The organism is Nocardia aobensis NBRC 100429 (assembly GCF_000308375.1).
GTDB lineage: Bacteria > Actinomycetota > Actinomycetes > Mycobacteriales > Mycobacteriaceae > Nocardia > Nocardia aobensis.
Map to the genome: position 1 here is coordinate 34,374 of NZ_BAFQ01000023.1, position 16,547 is coordinate 50,920.

At 68.6% G+C, this 16,547-nt stretch carries 14 protein-coding genes and 1 pseudogene; 6 read left to right on the forward strand and 9 right to left on the reverse strand.

Annotated elements, in window-relative coordinates; all coding sequences use genetic code 11:
• Positions 1–72: 72 nt before the first annotated feature.
• Both RJ03_RS03005 and RJ03_RS03010 read right to left on the reverse strand, forming a co-directional pair.
• On the reverse strand, positions 73–696 hold the full coding sequence (locus RJ03_RS03005; RefSeq protein ID WP_036497772.1) for a TetR/AcrR family transcriptional regulator: 624 nt from the start codon (positions 694–696) through the stop codon (positions 73–75).
• On the reverse strand, positions 683–1,549 hold the full coding sequence (locus tag RJ03_RS03010; RefSeq protein ID WP_036497774.1) for an alpha/beta fold hydrolase: 867 nt from the start codon (positions 1,547–1,549) through the stop codon (positions 683–685). The genes RJ03_RS03005 and RJ03_RS03010 overlap by 14 nt, the downstream gene beginning before the upstream one ends.
• A 187-nt stretch (positions 1,550–1,736) precedes the next feature.
• Here RJ03_RS03010 and purM point away from each other — a divergent pair, with 187 nt between their 5' ends.
• Complete coding sequence (gene purM / locus RJ03_RS03015) at positions 1,737–2,855, forward strand: phosphoribosylformylglycinamidine cyclo-ligase (RefSeq protein ID WP_051024195.1); 1,119 nt, start codon at positions 1,737–1,739, stop codon at positions 2,853–2,855.
• 297 nt (positions 2,856–3,152) lie between these two features.
• Here the strand turns inward: purM and RJ03_RS03020 are convergent, their stop codons facing one another.
• From RJ03_RS03020 to ygfZ, 4 genes and pseudogenes are all read right to left on the reverse strand, one after another.
• On the reverse strand, positions 3,153–3,359 hold the full coding sequence (locus RJ03_RS03020) for a DUF3073 domain-containing protein (protein WP_036497777.1): 207 nt from the start codon (positions 3,357–3,359) through the stop codon (positions 3,153–3,155).
• 185 nt (positions 3,360–3,544) lie between these two features.
• Positions 3,545–4,507 (reverse strand): asparaginase, encoded by a 963-nt coding sequence (locus RJ03_RS03025; RefSeq protein WP_036497780.1) that lies wholly within the window; start codon positions 4,505–4,507, stop codon positions 3,545–3,547.
• A 218-nt stretch (positions 4,508–4,725) separates the two neighbouring features.
• Positions 4,726–5,349 (reverse strand): annotated as a pseudogene (locus RJ03_RS03030) (MOSC domain-containing protein); the annotation flags it as partial.
• A gap of 23 nt (positions 5,350–5,372) precedes the next feature.
• The gene (ygfZ, locus tag RJ03_RS03035; RefSeq protein WP_371507507.1) at positions 5,373–6,488 is read right to left on the reverse strand and encodes a CAF17-like 4Fe-4S cluster assembly/insertion protein YgfZ; all 1,116 of its coding nucleotides are present in this window, start codon (positions 6,486–6,488) and stop codon (positions 5,373–5,375) included.
• 165 nt (positions 6,489–6,653) lie between these two features.
• On the opposite strand from ygfZ, the gene RJ03_RS03040 reads away from it, so the two are divergent.
• The 5 genes from RJ03_RS03040 (at position 6,654) to cydC (ending at position 14,004) form a co-directional block, all read left to right on the forward strand.
• Positions 6,654–7,568: an aminodeoxychorismate lyase gene (locus tag RJ03_RS03040; protein ID WP_036497786.1), complete on the forward strand. Its 915-nt coding sequence runs from the start codon at positions 6,654–6,656 to the stop codon at positions 7,566–7,568.
• 166 nt (positions 7,569–7,734) lie between these two features.
• On the forward strand, positions 7,735–9,183 hold the full coding sequence (locus RJ03_RS03045; protein WP_036497787.1) for a cytochrome ubiquinol oxidase subunit I: 1,449 nt from the start codon (positions 7,735–7,737) through the stop codon (positions 9,181–9,183).
• Positions 9,184–9,193: 10 nt separating this feature from the next.
• Entirely contained in the window at positions 9,194–10,255 is a 1,062-nt protein-coding gene (cydB, locus tag RJ03_RS03050; protein ID WP_036497788.1) for a cytochrome d ubiquinol oxidase subunit II, read from the forward strand.
• A gap of 6 nt (positions 10,256–10,261) precedes the next feature.
• Positions 10,262–12,274 (forward strand): thiol reductant ABC exporter subunit CydD, encoded by a 2,013-nt coding sequence (gene cydD, locus RJ03_RS03055; RefSeq protein WP_063820329.1) that lies wholly within the window; start codon positions 10,262–10,264, stop codon positions 12,272–12,274.
• Complete coding sequence (gene cydC / locus RJ03_RS03060; RefSeq protein WP_083870569.1) at positions 12,271–14,004, forward strand: thiol reductant ABC exporter subunit CydC; 1,734 nt, start codon at positions 12,271–12,273, stop codon at positions 14,002–14,004. Before cydD ends, cydC begins: the two co-directional genes overlap by 4 nt.
• A gap of 356 nt (positions 14,005–14,360) precedes the next feature.
• Here the strand turns inward: cydC and RJ03_RS03065 are convergent, their stop codons facing one another.
• The 3 genes from RJ03_RS03065 to RJ03_RS03080 form a co-directional block, all read right to left on the reverse strand.
• Positions 14,361–15,128 (reverse strand): heme-binding beta-barrel domain-containing protein, encoded by a 768-nt coding sequence (locus RJ03_RS03065; protein WP_036497791.1) that lies wholly within the window; start codon positions 15,126–15,128, stop codon positions 14,361–14,363.
• 214 nt (positions 15,129–15,342) lie between these two features.
• On the reverse strand, positions 15,343–15,648 hold the full coding sequence (locus RJ03_RS03075; RefSeq protein WP_036497793.1) for a DUF1416 domain-containing protein: 306 nt from the start codon (positions 15,646–15,648) through the stop codon (positions 15,343–15,345).
• A gap of 6 nt (positions 15,649–15,654) precedes the next feature.
• Complete coding sequence (locus RJ03_RS03080; protein WP_036497794.1) at positions 15,655–16,488, reverse strand: sulfurtransferase; 834 nt, start codon at positions 16,486–16,488, stop codon at positions 15,655–15,657.
• Between the last annotated feature and the right edge of the window lie 59 nt (positions 16,489–16,547).

Below are 16,547 nucleotides of genomic sequence, written 5' to 3' on the forward strand. Positions count from 1 at the left end.
GCGCGTTCGTCGAGGAACTGGCCGAATCGGCCTGTGGCGCAAGCGCATTCGCCGTCGTTCCGGTTCGCCGGCCTAGGGGCTCGGTGACGTGCTCGGCGGTGTGAGCAATCCGCCGACCATCATCAGAATGCACTGCTCGGCCTCGGCGCCGGCCGCATCCGGATCGTCGGCGTGCGCGACGATCATGCCCGCCTCGGTGACAGCGGCCAGAATCAATTGGGCCAGGGTACGGACCGGGACCGCGGGCGCGAGTCCGGACTCCACGGCCAGTTCCAGCTGATTCATGATCAGGCCGAGGCCGTGGCGCGCTTCCATCTCCCGCCAGCCCTGCCAGCCGAGTACCGCCGGACCGTCCGACATGGCGATCCGGACCGTTTCCGGGCGGCGGCTGATCACGAGGAAGGTGTGCAGGCCGGTCGCCATCGCGGCCAGCAGATCGGTCGGGTCGGGCAGGGTGTCGATCGCATCCCTGATCTCCTCGGTGTTGTCCGCCTCGAGCTGTTCCAGTACCGCGATGAACAGGCCACGCTTGTCGCCGTAGTGATGATGCAGCGCGCCGCGGGTGACACCGGCCGCGGCGACGATCTCTTCCGCCGACACCGCGGAATATCCGCGTTCGGCGAACAGCCGCCGCCCGACCGCCTCGAGACTCGCCCGCGTCGCGCGTGATCTGTCCTCCTGGCTACGGCGTGGCATGCAGCCGAGTGAACTCCACGATCAACTGGCTGAGCAACTCGGGCTGGTCCTCGGCGATGAAGGTGAGCGAATCGTCGATCGTGCGCAGGGTGGCATCGGGCAGATCGTGTGCCAGCCGCTGCGCGAACTCGAGCCGGAACACCTTGTCCTCGGGCGCCCAGGCCAGCAGCACCGGCAGATCCCACTCGCCGAAACTGCGTGCGGCCGCGAGGGTGTGACGCTTGTGGATATCGCGCAGGAACCGGCGCAGGTCGGCGCGGATCGCCGCGGAGTTGCGGCTCGGCAGCAGATACGAATCCGCGATCTCGTGCGGCAGCGGCTGTTTCGTGACCAGCCCGTAGGCGATGGGCAGACGCTGCGCCGGCCGGAAACGCAGGCTCTGCAGAACCGCGGTGAGCAGGCCGGGCACGCGCGAGAGTCGCGGCAGCGGAGTGAACGGCTGCGGGAAGAACTTCTCGTAGGCGTCGCAGTTGGTGAACACCACGCGTCCGACGCGGCTGCGGTCGCGCGACAGCATGATCTGCGTGATCGCACCGCCGGTGTCGTTGGCCACCAGGGTGACGTCGGTGAGATCGAGTTCCCGCAGGAACGCCGCGATCAGGTCGGCCGCGCCGGCCGGGGACAGGTCGGCGGCGGGCATCGGCTCCGAATGCGAGCCGAACGGCCAGTCCGGGGTGAGGCAGCGATGCCCGGCCGCGGCGACGTCCGGCACCACCTTGCGCCACAGATCGGCATTGACGAGCAGGCCGTGCACGAAGACCACCGGCGAACCGGAACCGGTGTCGTGATAGCGGATGCGGCCGCCCGGCACCGCGACGTGTCGAATCGGGCCGAGGCTGGTGCTGATTCCCATGACATGCCTTCCGGAGTGGGGGTGATGTGTTCCAGAGTTACCTACATACCGTATGTATGTCAATGGCGGATGTGACGGTAGCCTCGAATCCGTACGTGCAGCCCAATACCGGTGCAGTCTCGTTATCCGGCTCCGGTAGCGTGATCAGGCATCTGTCCGCCGATTCGGTTTGGAGCTTTCCCGAACAATGACTGAGCAGACCCCGAGTGGTGCCGGTGTGAACGACACCGGCGCCGACGAGGCCCAATCCGGAGGCGCGTCGTATGCCGCCGCCGGTGTCGACATCGAGGCCGGCGACCGCGCAGTCGAGTTGTTCGCGCCGCTGGCCAAGAAGGCCAGCCGGCCCGAGGTGCAGGGCGGTCTGGGCGGTTTCGCCGGATTGTTCGCGCTCAAGGGTGGCTACCGGGAACCGCTGCTGGCCGCCTCCACCGACGGTGTGGGCACCAAGATCGCGGTCGCGCAGGCGCTGGACAAACACGACACGGTCGGCCTGGACCTGGTCGCCATGGTCGTCGACGACCTTGTCGTCTGCGGCGCGGAACCGCTGTTCCTGCAGGACTACATCGCGGTCGGCAAGGTGGTTCCGGAACGAGTCGCGCAGATCGTGTCCGGTATCGCCGAGGGCTGCATCCAGGCCGGATGTGCGCTGCTGGGCGGCGAGACGGCCGAGCATCCGGGCCTGATGGGCGCCGACGACTACGACATCTCCGCGACCGGCGTCGGCGTCGTGGAGGCGGACGAGGTGCTGGGACCGGACCGGGTCCGCCCCGGCGACGTCGTCATCGCGATGGGCTCCTCGGGCCTGCATTCCAACGGCTACAGCCTGGCGCGCCGGGTGCTGCTCGACATCGATCGGATGGCGCTCACCGGGCACGTCGAGGAATTCGGCCGCACCCTGGGCGAAGAGTTGCTGGAACCTACCAAGATCTATGCCAAGGATTGTCTGGCGCTGATCGCCGAGACCGATGTGCGCACCTTCGCGCACGTCACCGGCGGCGGCCTGGCGAACAATCTGGCTCGCGTGCTGCCGGCCGGGCTCGTCGCCGAAATCGACCGCGGCACCTGGAATCCCGCGCCGATCTTCAAGCTGATCGCGCAGCGCGGCCGGGTCGAGCGGGCGGAGATGGAGAAGACCTTCAACATGGGCGTCGGCATGGTCGCCGTCGTCGCCCCCGAGGATGCCGATCGTGCGCTCGCGGTGCTGACCGCGCGGCATATCGAATGCTGGACCCTGGGATCGGTCAAGAAGGCCAAGGACGCCGACGCCGCGCGCGTGGCGCTGCTCGGCGAACATCCCCGATTCTGACCGGAAATACGATCGCCTCCTCGACCCGGGTACGGCCCGGTTCGGGGAGGCGATTGTCGTTCGGTTGAGCCGCTGCGGCATCCGAAGGCGACCGGCGGAAGCGCGGCCGGGCGGCAATGTGCCGAGGCACGTTCAACGCGGGTAGTGCCGCCCTCGGTATCACTGATACCCGCGGCGGCAACCCGTACTACGAGCCCTCATCGAGGTGGGATCGGTCGACCCTATCGGCCGAAAACGCTGCGCGACGTGCGAAGGGGGAGGCCCCTCAGGCCTCCCCCTGCAACGCGTCGATCGGAGTCAGCGGCGCCAGTCGTCGTAGTCCTCATCTTCCTCCCAGCGCTTGAGCGATTCGTCCGAATCGTGTTCTTCGGACAGCACACCGCTCCGCCGGGGGGTGTGCCCCGACAGCTCGCGCTGAAGGCTCGCGAAGTCGGTCGACGGCGAGCTGTACTTCAGCTCGCGTGCAACCTTGGTCTGCTTTGCCTTAGCCCGGCCACGGCCCATGGCTGACCCCCTCGCGTCACTGCGGGGCGGCCTGGGGTGGTTGGCGGCCCCGTTCGAATTAATAATCTTCCTGACAGACACTTTAGCGTGTGTCACGCGGTCGCGCTTCCAGGAGTGGGTGAAGACTGCGGAACATCCACCGTCGGCGGGGCGGTCGAACGGGGCTTCGGCGAAATGGTGAGCTTCTACACCGCACCCGGGATTGCCCGGATGATGCCGACCCGCGCCCCGCCGCCCAGTACCGGCGGCCCGGCGAGCGCGGTGTGGGCCTCGGTCCACTCGACCCCCATACGCTGGAGAATCGCCTGCGTCAGCGGCATCCGGGCGCGGTCGTGGCCGTCATCGATCTTGTAGGCGAAGGCGCGGCCGTCCGGTAGGGCCCCCGCGTGCACACCGTCCGCCCCGATCTTGCAGACCAGTCCCGGGGTCGCGCGCATGGTCTCGAGATCGGGGGCGTCCGTGCCCGAAATCACTCGGGGGTGGTGGCGAATCGCGTCCGCGACCCGGCGTTCCGGCGATCCGAAGGCGGCGGTGGCGAGACGGGCGTAGGCGCGGGCCAGATTGATCAGCGAGACCGGGACGATCGGCAGGCCGCAGCCGTCGATGCCGAGGTCGGTCTCGGGTTCGCCGGTGATGTCGGCGATCGTCGCCGTGACCGCCTGCTGCAGCGGATGGGAGGGGTCGAGATATCCGGTCGCCGGCCAGCCGTTGACCACACAGGTCGCCAGCATCGCGGCATGTTTGCCCGAGCAGTTCATGTAGATCTTGCGGGGGGCCGAGTGACGATCGCGCCAGGCCAGCGCCTCGGCGCGGGCCTGTTCGCCCATCGGCAGATCCGGCGGGCACTCCAGGCTGTTCTCGTCGAAGCCGAAGCGCTCCAGCAACCGCCGTACCAGCGCCAGATGGTCGGGTTCGCCGAAATGCGAGGCGGTGGCGATGGCCAGTTCGGCCTCGTCCACCGGCTCGAAACCGTTACGCAGCAAGGTGATCGCCTGCATGGGTTTGTTGGTCGATCGCGGGAAGATCGGCAGATGCACCTCACCCAGGGCGAGCGAGGGCTCCCCGTCGGGTTCGACGATCACCACCGACCCGCGGTGCACACATTCGCGGAAGCCGGAGCGAACCACTTCCACCAGTTCCACACTCATGGCCGGTCTCCTCCCTCCGCGCTGCCGGCAGCCGTCGCGCCCGATGCCTCCGCCCGCAGCACCGCCCCGCTCGGCATCGCCGAGTGCGGCGTTCCGGCCCCGGTCGCCGCCGGCTTCGACGCCGTCCGGCCGGCCGTCGCATCCGACCTCGCCGCGATGCCGAGCCCTTCGGAGGGCGCGGTGGTCCGCGCCGCGTTGGCGGCCCGCCGCGCATGCCGGGCGATCTGCATGCGCACATCGTCGGAGATCGTCGGTTCGGCGGCGAGCAGATGCTCCAGCCGGGCCGGATCGTGGCCGGTGAACAGGTCGCGGACCGTGATGCCGTGTCCGGGAATGTGTTCGACGTGCACCCGGTCACCGGCCCCGATCGTGCCCTCGGTCAGCACACGCAGGTAGGCGCCGGTATCGGCCTGCAGGGTGAAGCGCTTGACCCACTGCTTCTCACCGGACCAGTGCCCGAAGGTCGCGCACGGCACGCGCGGTGCGCTCACCTCGAGCACCGCCTCACCGACGCGCCACCGTTCACCGATCACCGCATCGCTGACCGGCAGCCCGGTCACCCGCAGATTCTCACCGAACCAGCCGGGAGCCAGTGTGCGGCCCAGTTGCTCGCCCCACTGCCGCGCGTCCTCGTCGGCATAGGCGTAGACGGCCTGGTGGACGCCGCCGTGATGTTTCGTACCGCAGACGTGGTCACCGGCCAGGCCCAGTGTGCGGACCGCGACCCGGTCGGCGACCGGGCGCTTGTCGATCGCGGTCCGGCCGACCCGGCTCACCTTCGCGGGCACCTCGAGTTCGGCATGCAGAACGCAGACCGCGAGCACGTGGCCGATCGCGCCGATTTCCCGGGGCGCTGCGGGCGCGCTCACCGGCCGCGCAACTTGTCCACGGCGAGCCGGCCGGCCTGCGGCTCGTCATCGGACGGGATCGAATCCGGATCGATGGCGGCGGCCATCGGACCGGCCTCCAGCCGGGTGTCGGCGGGGATGGCGCGTTTGATCAGCGCGAGTGCGATCGGCCCCAGTTCGAAATGGTCGATCACCGTGCCGAGCCGGCCGACCGCGCGGCCGCCGGCGGTCACCGCGTCACCGGCCGCGGGCCGGGCATCGGCGGAGCCGTCCAGGTGCAGCAGCACCAGATGCCGCGGCGGTTTACCGAGATTGTGCACGCGGGCGACGGTTTCCTGCCCGCGATAGCAACCCTTGTTCAGATGGACCGCGCCGAATTCGTCCGGGCCGCCGATCCAATGGGCCTCGTGCGGAATGGTCCGATCGTCGGTGTCGACGCCGATACGCGGGCGTAGCGCGGCCACTCGCAGCGCCTCGAATGCCCACAGTCCGGCCGGTTCGGCGCCGGCCGCGGTCAGCGCCGTCCACAGCTCGCTCAACCGCTCGCGCGGTACGACCAGGTCGTAGGAGTCCTCGGTGGGCCACGGCATCCGGCGCAGGAATCCGCCGCCGGGCAGGGCGACCGCGCCGTACACCTGCGGCAGGGCCGCGATTCCGAGCGTCTCGGTCAGGTCGCTCACTCGTGGTCCGAGCAGGCTCAGGACCGCGTGATCGGGTGCGGCCTCGGGTTTCGCGTCGGCCCAGAAGACCATCTTCTGCAGGAAGTCGAGCAGCGCGGGGCCGCGGTCGGCTTCGGTATCGATCCACACCGTGCCGTCGAGCTCGGTGAGCACGAAATGGTGCTGGACGCGTCCGTTGAGGTCCAGATCCAGATTCTCGGCGGACCGGCCGTCGCTCAGGTCGGCGATGTGCTGGCTGGAAATCGTGTGCAGCCAGCTCAGCCGTTCGGCGCCGGTGATCCTCGCCACGAAACGGTGGGAACGGTCCACGAGAGCGACACGCTGGGCCGCGGCACGCTGTTCCCCGAAGGGATCGCCGTAATGCCAGGCGACCGCGGCATCGGGACTTTCGGGCGGGCCGGGCACGGCCCCTGGGAGACCGAGCAGTGGACTGGGGGCGGCAACCACGGACACGTTTTCCACAATAGGCGGTCGCGCCGACCCGCGCCGCGCAGCGGGTTGCCGCAGGTGTGCGGTGAGTATGCCGTGGATACGCCTGTGGGCGCGGGGCTCGCCCGGGCGTTGCCGGACGATTGCGTACCCACGCCTGGAGCGCTCGATTCGCCTAGGCTGCCACGCATGGTGGATCGAGTTCTGGTGACACTCGACGGTACCGTCCGGAATCCGGACGAGCCGTTGCTCTTCGCGGACGACATCGGCGCGTTGCGCGGCGACGGCGTCTTCGAGACGGTGCTGGTGCGTGACGGTAAAGCGAGTGCATTGGAATTACACCTGGCTCGGCTACGCCGCTCGGCCCAGGCGCTGGACCTGCCGGACCCCGACGTCGCCCAGTGGCGCACCGCGGTGGAATCCGCGGTCAAGGAATGGGGGTCCGACCGCGAGGGCGTGTTGCGCATGATCGTGACCCGGGGTCGCGACGGCGCCGAGTCCAGACGGGTCGGTTCGGGCGAACTGTCGGGCCCGGCACCGGATCTCACCGGCTACGTACTGGTGAGCGCGGTCGCCGAGCGGGTGAGTAAGGCTCGCGCCGAAGGTATTTCGGTGATCACCCTCACCCGCGGCATCTCCACCGAACTCGCGACCACCGCTCCGTGGCTGTTGCTCGGCGCCAAGACGCTCTCCTATGCGACGAATATGGCGGCGCTGCGCTTCGCGGCCCGCCAGGACGCCGACGACGTGATCTTCACCAGCACCGAGCATCGCGTGCTGGAGGGACCGCGCTCGACGGTCGTGATCCAGCGCGACAAGCAGTTGCTCACCCCGCCCGCGCGCGACGGCGTGCTGCCCGGCATCACTCAGCGAGCCCTGTTCGCCGAGGCGGGGAAAGCCGGCTGGGACTGCAGCTACAAATCGCTGTTCACCGCGGATCTCGTTACCGCCGATAGTGTTTGGCTACTGTCGAGCATCACGCTCGCCGCGCGGGTGGCGACGTTGGACGGGCTGCGGATGTCGGCGCCGGATTGTGCCGAGGAGATCGCGGATCTGGTGAATCGCGGGATCGAGCGAGCCTGGAATATCGCCGACTGGACCTGATTCGATCGTCGTGTCGGAGCGTCGGATCGGAACTCGTTACCGCGCAGCAATAATTGTTGGAATGTCGTGACGTAGGACTCGTTGCTCCACGGCTGTTCCGGCGTAGGCTCTACTACGACATGTCGTAGTACGTGTGGATGTCCCGCATGACACAGGAGGCCGCCGGATGGATGTCGTCGACGTCTCACGTTGGCAGTTCGGGATCACGACCGTCTATCACTTCATCTTCGTACCGCTCACCATCGGCCTCGCGCCCTTGGTCGCCGGGATGCAGACCGCATGGGTGATCACGGGTAAGGATCATTGGTACCGGCTGACGAAGTTCTTCGGCAAGTTGTTCATGATCAACTTCGCGCTCGGCGTCGCCACCGGCATCGTGCAGGAGTTCCAGTTCGGTATGAACTGGAGCGAATACTCGCGCTTCGTCGGCGATGTCTTCGGCGCTCCGCTGGCCATGGAGGGCCTGGCCGCGTTCTTCCTGGAATCGACCTTCCTGGGCCTGTGGATCTTCGGCTGGTCGCGGCTGCCGAAACTGGTCCACCTGGCCACCATCTGGCTGGTCGCGATCGGCGTGAACGCCTCCGCCTACTTCATCATCGCCGCGAACTCGTTCATGCAGCATCCGGTCGGCGCCCGCTACAACCCCGAATCCGGCCGCGCCGAACTGGAGAGCATCGGCGCCCTGTTGACCAACAACACCGCGCTGGCGGCCTTCCCGCACGTCGTCGCGGGCGCGTTCCTCACGGCCGGCACCTTCGTCGCCGGTATCGGCGGCTGGTGGATGGTCCGCAACGCCCGCTCGGGTCATCCGGAGTTGATGGCGGAGGCGCGCGGTATGTGGCGGCCCGCCGCCCGCGCCGGGATGTGGGTGATCGTGATCGCCGGTATCGCGCTGATATTCACCGGCGACATCCAGGGCAAGCTGATGTTCAAACAGCAGCCGATGAAGATGGCCTCGGCGGAATCGTTGTGCCACACCGAAACCGATCCGGACTTCTCGGTGTTGACCGTCGGCACCCACAACAACTGCGACAGCATCACCCGCGTCATCGAGGTGCCCGGTGTGCTGCCGTACCTCGCCGAAGGCAAATTCAGCGGCGTGACGTTGCAGGGCGTCAAGGACCTGCAGGCGAGCTACAACGAGAAATTCGGACCGGGTGACTACCGGCCCAACCTGTTCGTCACCTACTGGACCTTCCGCGCCATGATCGGCTGGGCGGCCGGTTCCGCGGCAATCGCGCTGCTGGGCTTCTGGATGACCCGGCGTGGGAGGGTACCGGATCAGCCCTGGTTCAAATGGCTGAGCCTGATCTGCATTCCGACGCCCTTCCTGGCCAACAGCGCGGGCTGGGTCTTCACCGAGATGGGCCGGCAACCGTGGGTGGTCGCCCCGAATCCGACCGGTAACCCCGCCATCCGGATGACCGTGCAGCAGGCGGTCTCCGGGCATACCGCCGGCACCGTGCTGACATCGCTGATCATCTTCACGCTGCTGTACGGCGCCCTGGCGGTCGTGTGGTTCTTCCTGATGCGGCGCTATGTGATCGAGGGACCCGAACAGCCACCCGCGGAGACGGAAACGCCTGCGGTCGAGAAGCTTTCGTTCGCGTACTGAGGAGCCGAGGATGAGTCTGCCCGAATTCTGGTTCTTGCTGATCGGTGTGCTGTTCACCGGCTACTTCGTGCTCGAGGGTTTCGATTTCGGCGTCGGCATACTGATGCCGATCATCGGCCGCGGCGACCAAACGCGAAAACGCGCCGTACTCAACACGATCGGGCCGGTCTGGGACGGCAACGAGGTGTGGCTGATCACCGCGGGCGGTGCGATGTTCGCCGCCTTCCCGGAGTGGTACGCCAGTCTGTTCTCCGGGTTCTATCTGGCGCTGCTGCTGATTCTGGTGGCGTTGATCGTGCGCGCGGTGGCGATCGAATGGCGCGGCAAGATCCATGATCCGCGCTGGTACAAGTGGTGTGACGCCGCGATCGTCTTCGGTTCCTGGGTGCCCGCGCTGGCCTGGGGGCTGGCCTTCGCGAATATCGTGCACGGAGTACAGCTCAACGCGCACAAGCAGATCGAGGGCGGTCTGCTCGGCTTGATCAACCCCTACGGCCTGCTCGGCGCCCTGACGCTGCTGCTGTTGTTCATCCTGCACGGCGCGGTGTTCATCGCCTTGAAGACCGGTGGCGATATTCGCGAGAGCGCCGAGCGGATCGCCCGGGTTGTCTGGTTGCCCGCCACCGTGGTCGCCGGCGCGTTCGCGCTGTGGACGCAGTTGGCCCACGGCCAGGGCTGGACGTGGATTCCGCTGGGCGTGGCGGTCTTCGGCCTGTTGCTCGCGGGCGGTGCGGTGCTTCGGCACCGTGACGGCTGGGCGTTCACCGGCACCGCCGTCACCGTGGTCGCCGCGATCGTGCTGCTGTTCGGCGCGCTGTTCCCGTACGTGCTGCCGTCCACCATCGACGCCGCCTACGGGCTCACCGTCGACGGCCGGATGGTCGACGGGCATCCCACCGTCGCCGCCTCCTCCACGCACTACACGCTGGTCGTGATGAGCTGGGTCGCGGTGGTGCTGACCCCGGTCGTGCTGATCTACCAGGGCTGGACGTACTGGGTCTTCCGCAAACGCATCACCGTCGAGCAGATTCCGGCGCCGATCGGCCTGTCGATGCGCAGCGGCGCGCGGTAGGTCCCGATGGCCCGACCCGTCGATCCCCGGCTGTGGCGCCACGCCCGCTCGGCCCGCCGCTACCTGATCATCAGCGTGGGACTGTCGCTGGTGATCACGGCGGGCATCGTGGTCGCGGCGCTGATGCTGGCCCGGATCGCGGCGGGCGTCATCACCGATCCCGGCCTGCGCACGGTCGGTGCGTGGACGACCGAGTCGGCGATCCTGGCGGCGGCGATCGCGGTGCGGACGCTGGCGAGTTGGTGGCAGTCGCGGCTCGCGCATCGGGCCGGCGCGCAGGTGGTCGCGGAATTGGAGACTTCCGTACTGGCCGCCGGAGCCGCCCTACCGCCGCGCGAAATGGAAAGCCGGCGTACCGAACTCGCGGTGGTGGTCGGCGACGGTCTGGGCGGTCTGCGCGCCTATCTCACCGGCTATCTGCCGGCGCTGCTGCTCGCGGTGCTGGTACCGCCCATCGTGCTGACCGTGATCGCCGTGCACGACCTCACCGCGGCGATCATCATCCTGGTGACGCTGCCGCTGATTCCGATCTTCATGATCCTGATCGGGCTGATGACCCAGGGCCGTGCCGCCGACGCCCTGGCCGCCACCACCCGGCTGTCGGAGCAGATGCTCGACCTGTTCGCGGGGATGCCGACGCTGCGGGCGCTCGGCCGGGAAACCGGTGTGGCCGAAGACGGTTCGCCGACCATGCGGCATCGGGTCCGCGAGCTGGGCGAGGCGTTGCACAAGCGGACCATGGCCACCCTGCGGATGGCGTTCCTGTCGTCGATGGTGCTGGAAATGCTGGCCACCCTGTGCGTGGCGCTGGTCGCCGTGTCGATCGGCATGCGGCTGGTCTTCGGGCATATGGGGTTGTACGCGGGCCTGCTGGGCCTGATCCTCGCCCCGGAGGTCTATCTGCCGCTGCGTGCGGTGGGGGAGAGATTCCATGCCGCGCAGGACGGAATGGCCGCTGCCGAACGGGCTTTCGCGGTATTGGACCCGGACGGCTCGGTGGCGGTCCCCGCGCCCAGCGGACCTCCGCGAGCAGATGCCCGCACCGCTCGGCGATCCGGCGAGCCGCCCGCGGTGCGAGTCCCGGTGACGGTCGAACCGGGGGCCGGAGATATCGAGCTGTGTGACGTGTGGGTGCGCGCGCGGGACGGGTACGCACCCGCCGGATTGTCGGGTGTGCTGCGTCCGGGGGCGGTGACCGCTCTCGCCGGCCCCAACGGCAGCGGGAAATCGACTGCGCTGCAGGTGATATTGGGTTTGATGGCACCGGACCGGGGTGCGGTTCTGGTGGGCGGGCGCCCGGTCGGCGAGTTCGATCCGGACGCATGGTGGTCGCATATCGCCTGGTTGCCGCAACGCCCGGTGCTGCTGCCCGGCACCTTGCGCGAGAACCTCGAACTCTTCGGCGCCCGAGCCCGCGACGCCGGGTGCGGTGAGGGCGGCGACGAGGCGGCCCGCCGCGCCGACGCCGTCGACAAGGCCTGCGCGGCAACGGGTTTCGACGCGGTCCTCGCCGAACTTCCGGACGGGTGGGACACCGTGGTGGGCCCCGGCGGCCTCGGCCTGTCGCTCGGCCAGCGCCAACGCCTGGCATTGGTGCGCGTGCTGGCCGCCGACCGGCCGATACTGCTGTTCGACGAGCCCACCGCCCATCTCGACGAGCGCAGCGAAGCCACTGTTCTCGCCGCCCTTACCGAACGGGCGCGCGCGGGTGCGACGGTCGTCGTGGTAGCGCACCGGCCCTCGGTGCTCGCCATCGCCGATCACATCATCGAGGTACCCGCGCGGACGGAGCCGAAGCCGGCGGAACAGCGTGCCGCGCAACGGGAGTCGGACGATCCCGGACTTCGCCGGGCGCAGCCATCGATCGACGGGTCCGGCGGCTCTCGGGCGTACGACGACGTCGAAGCAGGGCTGACGCATCGGGTCGGCGAGGTGCGGCGGGGCGATGCGCCCGCCTCGGGCACGCCCGTTGCGCCGATCGGAGTCGGCCCGACGAAGACGGGGGAGTGGACGCCGTGAAATCCCTGTGGGCCGAACTGCGCGAGCTGCGGCGAGTTTCGGAGATCTCTCCGTGGCGCGTGGTCGTATCGATCTGCTGGGGGACGATCGCGCTGGGCAGTGGACTCGCGCTGGCGGCGCTGGCGGCGTGGCTGATCGCTCGGGCGTGGCAGATGCCGCCGGTGCTGGACCTCAGTGTCGCCGTGGTCGCGGTGCGGGCGCTGGGTATCTCCCGCGGGCTGTTCCGCTACATCGAGCGGCTGGCGAGCCACGATGTGGCACTGCGCGCGATGACCACCGCCCGTACGTCGGTGTACGCGGCCCTCGCCCGCGCCGATTTCTGGACGCTGCGACGCGACGGCCGGTCCGAGGGCCGTCCGGACTCGGGTAGCGGTGCCGGACGGGGGACCGGTCTGCTGCGCCGGGGCGATCTGCTCACCCGGATCGGTGCGGATATCGACGACCTGGGCGCCGTGGTCGTGCGGGCGGTGGTTCCCATCGCCGTGGCGATCCTGCTCTCGGTCACCGCCGTCGCCCTGCTCGCCACCATTTCCGTACCTGCCGGTGTGATCCTCGCGGTCGCCCTGCTGGTCTCCGGCGGGTTCGCCCCCTGGCTGTCCGCGCGGGCGGCCAGGGACGCCGAACTGGCCGTGCAATCCGATCGTGCCGAGTTCCGGGCCGCGGCCGTCACCGTGCTCGATCACGCCGCCGAGCTACGGGTCGCCGGCCGGCTCGACGCGGCGACGACGGCAGCCACGACCGCCTCGGCACGCGCGGTACGCGCCGAGGACCGAGCGGCCGCACGCAGCGCCTGGGCCGCCGCGGCGACCCCGCTGTCCGTCGGAGCCAGTGTGCTCGGCGCGTTGCTCATCGGAATCACGTTGTACGGCAACGGCTTCGGCGCACCGTCCGAGCCGCTGCAACCCGCGCCGGCCGGCGGTATCACCCCGATGGCCTTCGCGATACTGGTGCTGCTGCCACTGTCGGCATTCGAGGCCGTGGCGGTGCTGCCGGCCGCCGCGCAGGCCCTCACCAAGGGCCGTGCCGCCCTACGCCGCATTCGTGCCCTCGACCCGGCCGAGTCGGCGCGGGCGGTCGCTACCGACGACGTCGTGACCGACGACGATGCCTCGGCGCCGGCCGATCACGCGTCCGGTGATCTGCGGGCCCGCCTGATTCGCGCGCTGCCCGACCTGCCGCCGGGCCGCCGGATCGCGGTGGTCGGTCCGAGCGGGGCGGGTAAGACCACGCTGCTGATGAGCTGGGCCGGACTGTTCGACACACCGCGCCCCGGCCGGACCTTCTTCGCCGAGGATGCCCACGTCTTCGGCACGTCCGTCCTGGAGAACCTCCGGGTGGCCCGCGGCGACGTGACCGATGCGGAGGCAGAAAACGCCCTGCGTGCGGTCGGTTCCGGTCCGTGGCTCGACGTCCTGCCGGAGGGTGTGGACACGGATCTGGTCGGCGGCGCGGCCGCACTCTCGGGCGGGCAGCGCCGCCGTCTGCTGCTGGCGCGCGCACTCGTCGCTCCTACCGACACCCTGCTGCTGGACGAACCGACCGAACATATGGAGGCGGCGGCGGGTGCCGAACTGCTGCGCGCACTGCTCGATGAAACCAGCGGTCTCGTCGACCCGGACCGCACGGTGGTCGTCGTCACCCACCAGCTGCCCCCGGACCACCGTGCCGACACGGTGGTCACGGTCGCACCCGGCGGCGAGATATCGATCACTCGGCGCGTCTCCGCATGACCCGGCGAATGCCCAGGTCGGCACCGGAATTCGGCTCTGCGAAAAATCCGTTGCAGCCCCGCGTCCACGGCCGGTAGTTTCGTCTGTACACGGGAAAGGAGGTGGTTCGAAGAATGGATATTCAGAGGACGCGTGAGGTGGCTGCCGGTTGAGCGCCACAGCCGCGGTCCCCGTACCGCGGCCCGCTGCAGTGGATTCGGTCCCCGCGCGAGCGCTGAACTAATCCAAGGCAGTCACCCGGCCCCCGAGCCCCCGGTTTGTCCGACCGGGAATCGCGAGAGACGAGATCTCCGCGGTAAGGCTCGGGGGCCGTACCCGTTTCCGCCTCGCCGCGTATTCGGGGGTTTGGGCTCGGCTCAGCCGATGTAGCGCTGGAGGCGGGCGGAGAGGCGGGGCTTCAAGGCGCCGTCGGCTTCCACTCGTTCCTCGACGTAGCCGAGGTCGCCGCCTTCGACGATGCCGTACAGGCGTTTGGCGCCGCCGACCACCGCGCCGGACTGGCTGCGGATCACGACATCGGTGGCCAGTTCCCAGGACGACTGGGTGAGGGCCTGACCGTAGAAGAGTTCGACGATTCCGGAGCTGTGGGTCAGCAGGAGTTCGATGACCTCGTCGTCGCCGTCGATGCCGACCCGCCAGAAGCCGCTTTCGCGCAGATCGGGGCCGGAGTAGTTGCCTTCGGCGTCGATGACCCAGGAACGGGAATCCCAGGCCAGATAGTCGCCACCGTCGTGGGAGACGATGATCTGCTGCCCGAAGTGGTAGTCGCCGCCGCGCTCGGGATCGTTGCCCTCGCCTTCACCGCGCCAGACGCCCACCAGGGGCAGCAGCGCGAGCATGGAGGCGCTCAGATCGGGACCCAGCCGCAGATTCGCGGTGTCCTCGGGCAGCGGCAGACCGGGCAGCTGCGGGATGTTGCGGCCGCCGGTCGATTTGGCGCGCTCGGCAGCGTCGGCTACCGCCTCGTCGCCACTGCGGCGAGCCGCGTCGTCGGGACTGCGGCGAGCCGCGTCGTCCGTACTGCGGCGAGCCGCGTCATCGGGCTCGCGGCCCTCGGCGTGCGCCTGTGAGGCGTGACCGTTGGTCGCTGCGTTTTCGACGTTCTCGCTCGCCGAATCGGTCACGACTCGGTGAAGAGCCGGTAGAGGACGTAGAGCCCGAACCAGGCGATCAGCACGGAGCAGATGACCAGCAGAATCTCGAAGGTTAAGACCACATATCGGAGTTTAACGACCCGCTCGGCGAAGACGAAAACGGCCCCGGGAAAACGAATCCCGGGGCCGTTCGCGTGCGATGAGCGCAGTTTCCGGCGCCTGCCGGCGACGCTCCGCGTCGGTGTTACTTGGCGACGCTCACGTCGACGTTGTGGACGCCCGCCCCTTCGGGGCTGACCTTGGCCGAACCGTTGCCGGCCGACGACAGGGCCCGGATGGTCCAGGTGCCGGGCGCGGCGAAGAAGCGGAAATCACCGGTGCCGGAGGCCACGACCTCGGCGGTGAACTCGTCGCTCGAGTCCAGCAGGCGGACGAAGGCGCCGCCTACCGGGTTACCGTCCGCATCGAGGACGCGTCCGGTGAGGACGGTCTCCTTCTCGGTGTCGACGTTGGCCGGAAGGGCCTGACCCTGGGTAGGTGCTGCACACATATCTATTTACGCTCCCAACTCGATCGGTGCACCGACGAGGGAGCCGTATTCGGTCCAGCTCCCGTCGTAGTTCTTGACGTTCTTGTGGCCCAGCAGCTCCTGCAGCACGAACCAGGTGTGCGACGAGCGCTCACCGATGCGGCAGTAGGCGATGGTCTCCTTCTCGCCGTCGAGGCCCGCTTCCTTGTAGATGGAAGCCAGTTCCTCGTCGGACTTGAAGGTGCCGTCCTCGTTCGCGGCCTTGCTCCACGGCACGTTGATGGCGCCGGGGATGTGGCCGGGACGCTGGCTCTGCTCCTGCGGCAGGTGCGCGGGAGCGAGAATCTTGCCGGAGAACTCGTCGGGCGAACGCACGTCGACGAGGTTCTTGACGCCGATGGCCTGGATGGCGTCGTCGCGGAAGGCGCGGATCGACAGGTCCTGCTCGGAGGCCTTGTAGGTGGTCGCCGGACGGGTCACTGCATCGGTCGACAGCGGGCGGGCGTCGAGCTCCCACTTCTTGCGGCCGCCGTCGAGCAGCTTGACGTTCTGGTGACCGTAGAGCTTGAAGTACCAGTACGCGTACGCCGCGAACCAGTTGTTGTTGCCACCGTAGAGAACGACGGTGTCGTCGTTGCCGATACCGCGGGCCGACAGCAGATCCGAGAACTGCTCCCGGTTGACGAAGTCACGCCGAACCGGATCCTGCAGATCCTTCTTCCAGTCGAGCTTGACGGCACCTTCGATGTGGCCCGTGTCGTAGGCGGAGGTGTCCTCGTCGACCTCGACGATCACGACGCCGGGGGTGTTGAGGTTCTCTTCGACCCAGTCTGCGGAGACCAGGACATCGGAGCGAGCCATGTTGTTCCTTTCGATGTGACTTGCCGGGGTATGTGGAGAGATGAACGGTGGATTGTGGG

Excerpts from the sequence above, each read along its gene's own strand:
- RJ03_RS03075 (WP_036497793.1), bottom strand. The coding sequence starts at position 15,648 with ATGTGTGCAGCACCTACCCAGGGTCAGGCCCTTCCGGCCAACGTCGAC.
- RJ03_RS03005 (WP_036497772.1), bottom strand. The coding sequence starts at position 696 with ATGCCACGCCGTAGCCAGGAGGACAGATCACGCGCGACGCGGGCGAGT.
- RJ03_RS03040 (WP_036497786.1), top strand. The coding sequence starts at position 6,654 with ATGGTGGATCGAGTTCTGGTGACACTCGACGGTACCGTCCGGAATCCG.
- purM (WP_051024195.1), top strand. The coding sequence starts at position 1,737 with ATGACTGAGCAGACCCCGAGTGGTGCCGGTGTGAACGACACCGGCGCC.
- RJ03_RS03080 (WP_036497794.1), bottom strand. The coding sequence starts at position 16,488 with ATGGCTCGCTCCGATGTCCTGGTCTCCGCAGACTGGGTCGAAGAGAAC.
- RJ03_RS03025 (WP_036497780.1), bottom strand. The coding sequence starts at position 4,507 with ATGAGTGTGGAACTGGTGGAAGTGGTTCGCTCCGGCTTCCGCGAATGT.
- RJ03_RS03045 (WP_036497787.1), top strand. The coding sequence starts at position 7,735 with ATGGATGTCGTCGACGTCTCACGTTGGCAGTTCGGGATCACGACCGTC.
- cydD (WP_063820329.1), top strand. The coding sequence starts at position 10,262 with ATGGCCCGACCCGTCGATCCCCGGCTGTGGCGCCACGCCCGCTCGGCC.
- RJ03_RS03020 (WP_036497777.1), bottom strand. The coding sequence starts at position 3,359 with ATGGGCCGTGGCCGGGCTAAGGCAAAGCAGACCAAGGTTGCACGCGAG.
- RJ03_RS03010 (WP_036497774.1), bottom strand. The coding sequence starts at position 1,549 with ATGGGAATCAGCACCAGCCTCGGCCCGATTCGACACGTCGCGGTGCCG.
- cydB (WP_036497788.1), top strand. The coding sequence starts at position 9,194 with ATGAGTCTGCCCGAATTCTGGTTCTTGCTGATCGGTGTGCTGTTCACC.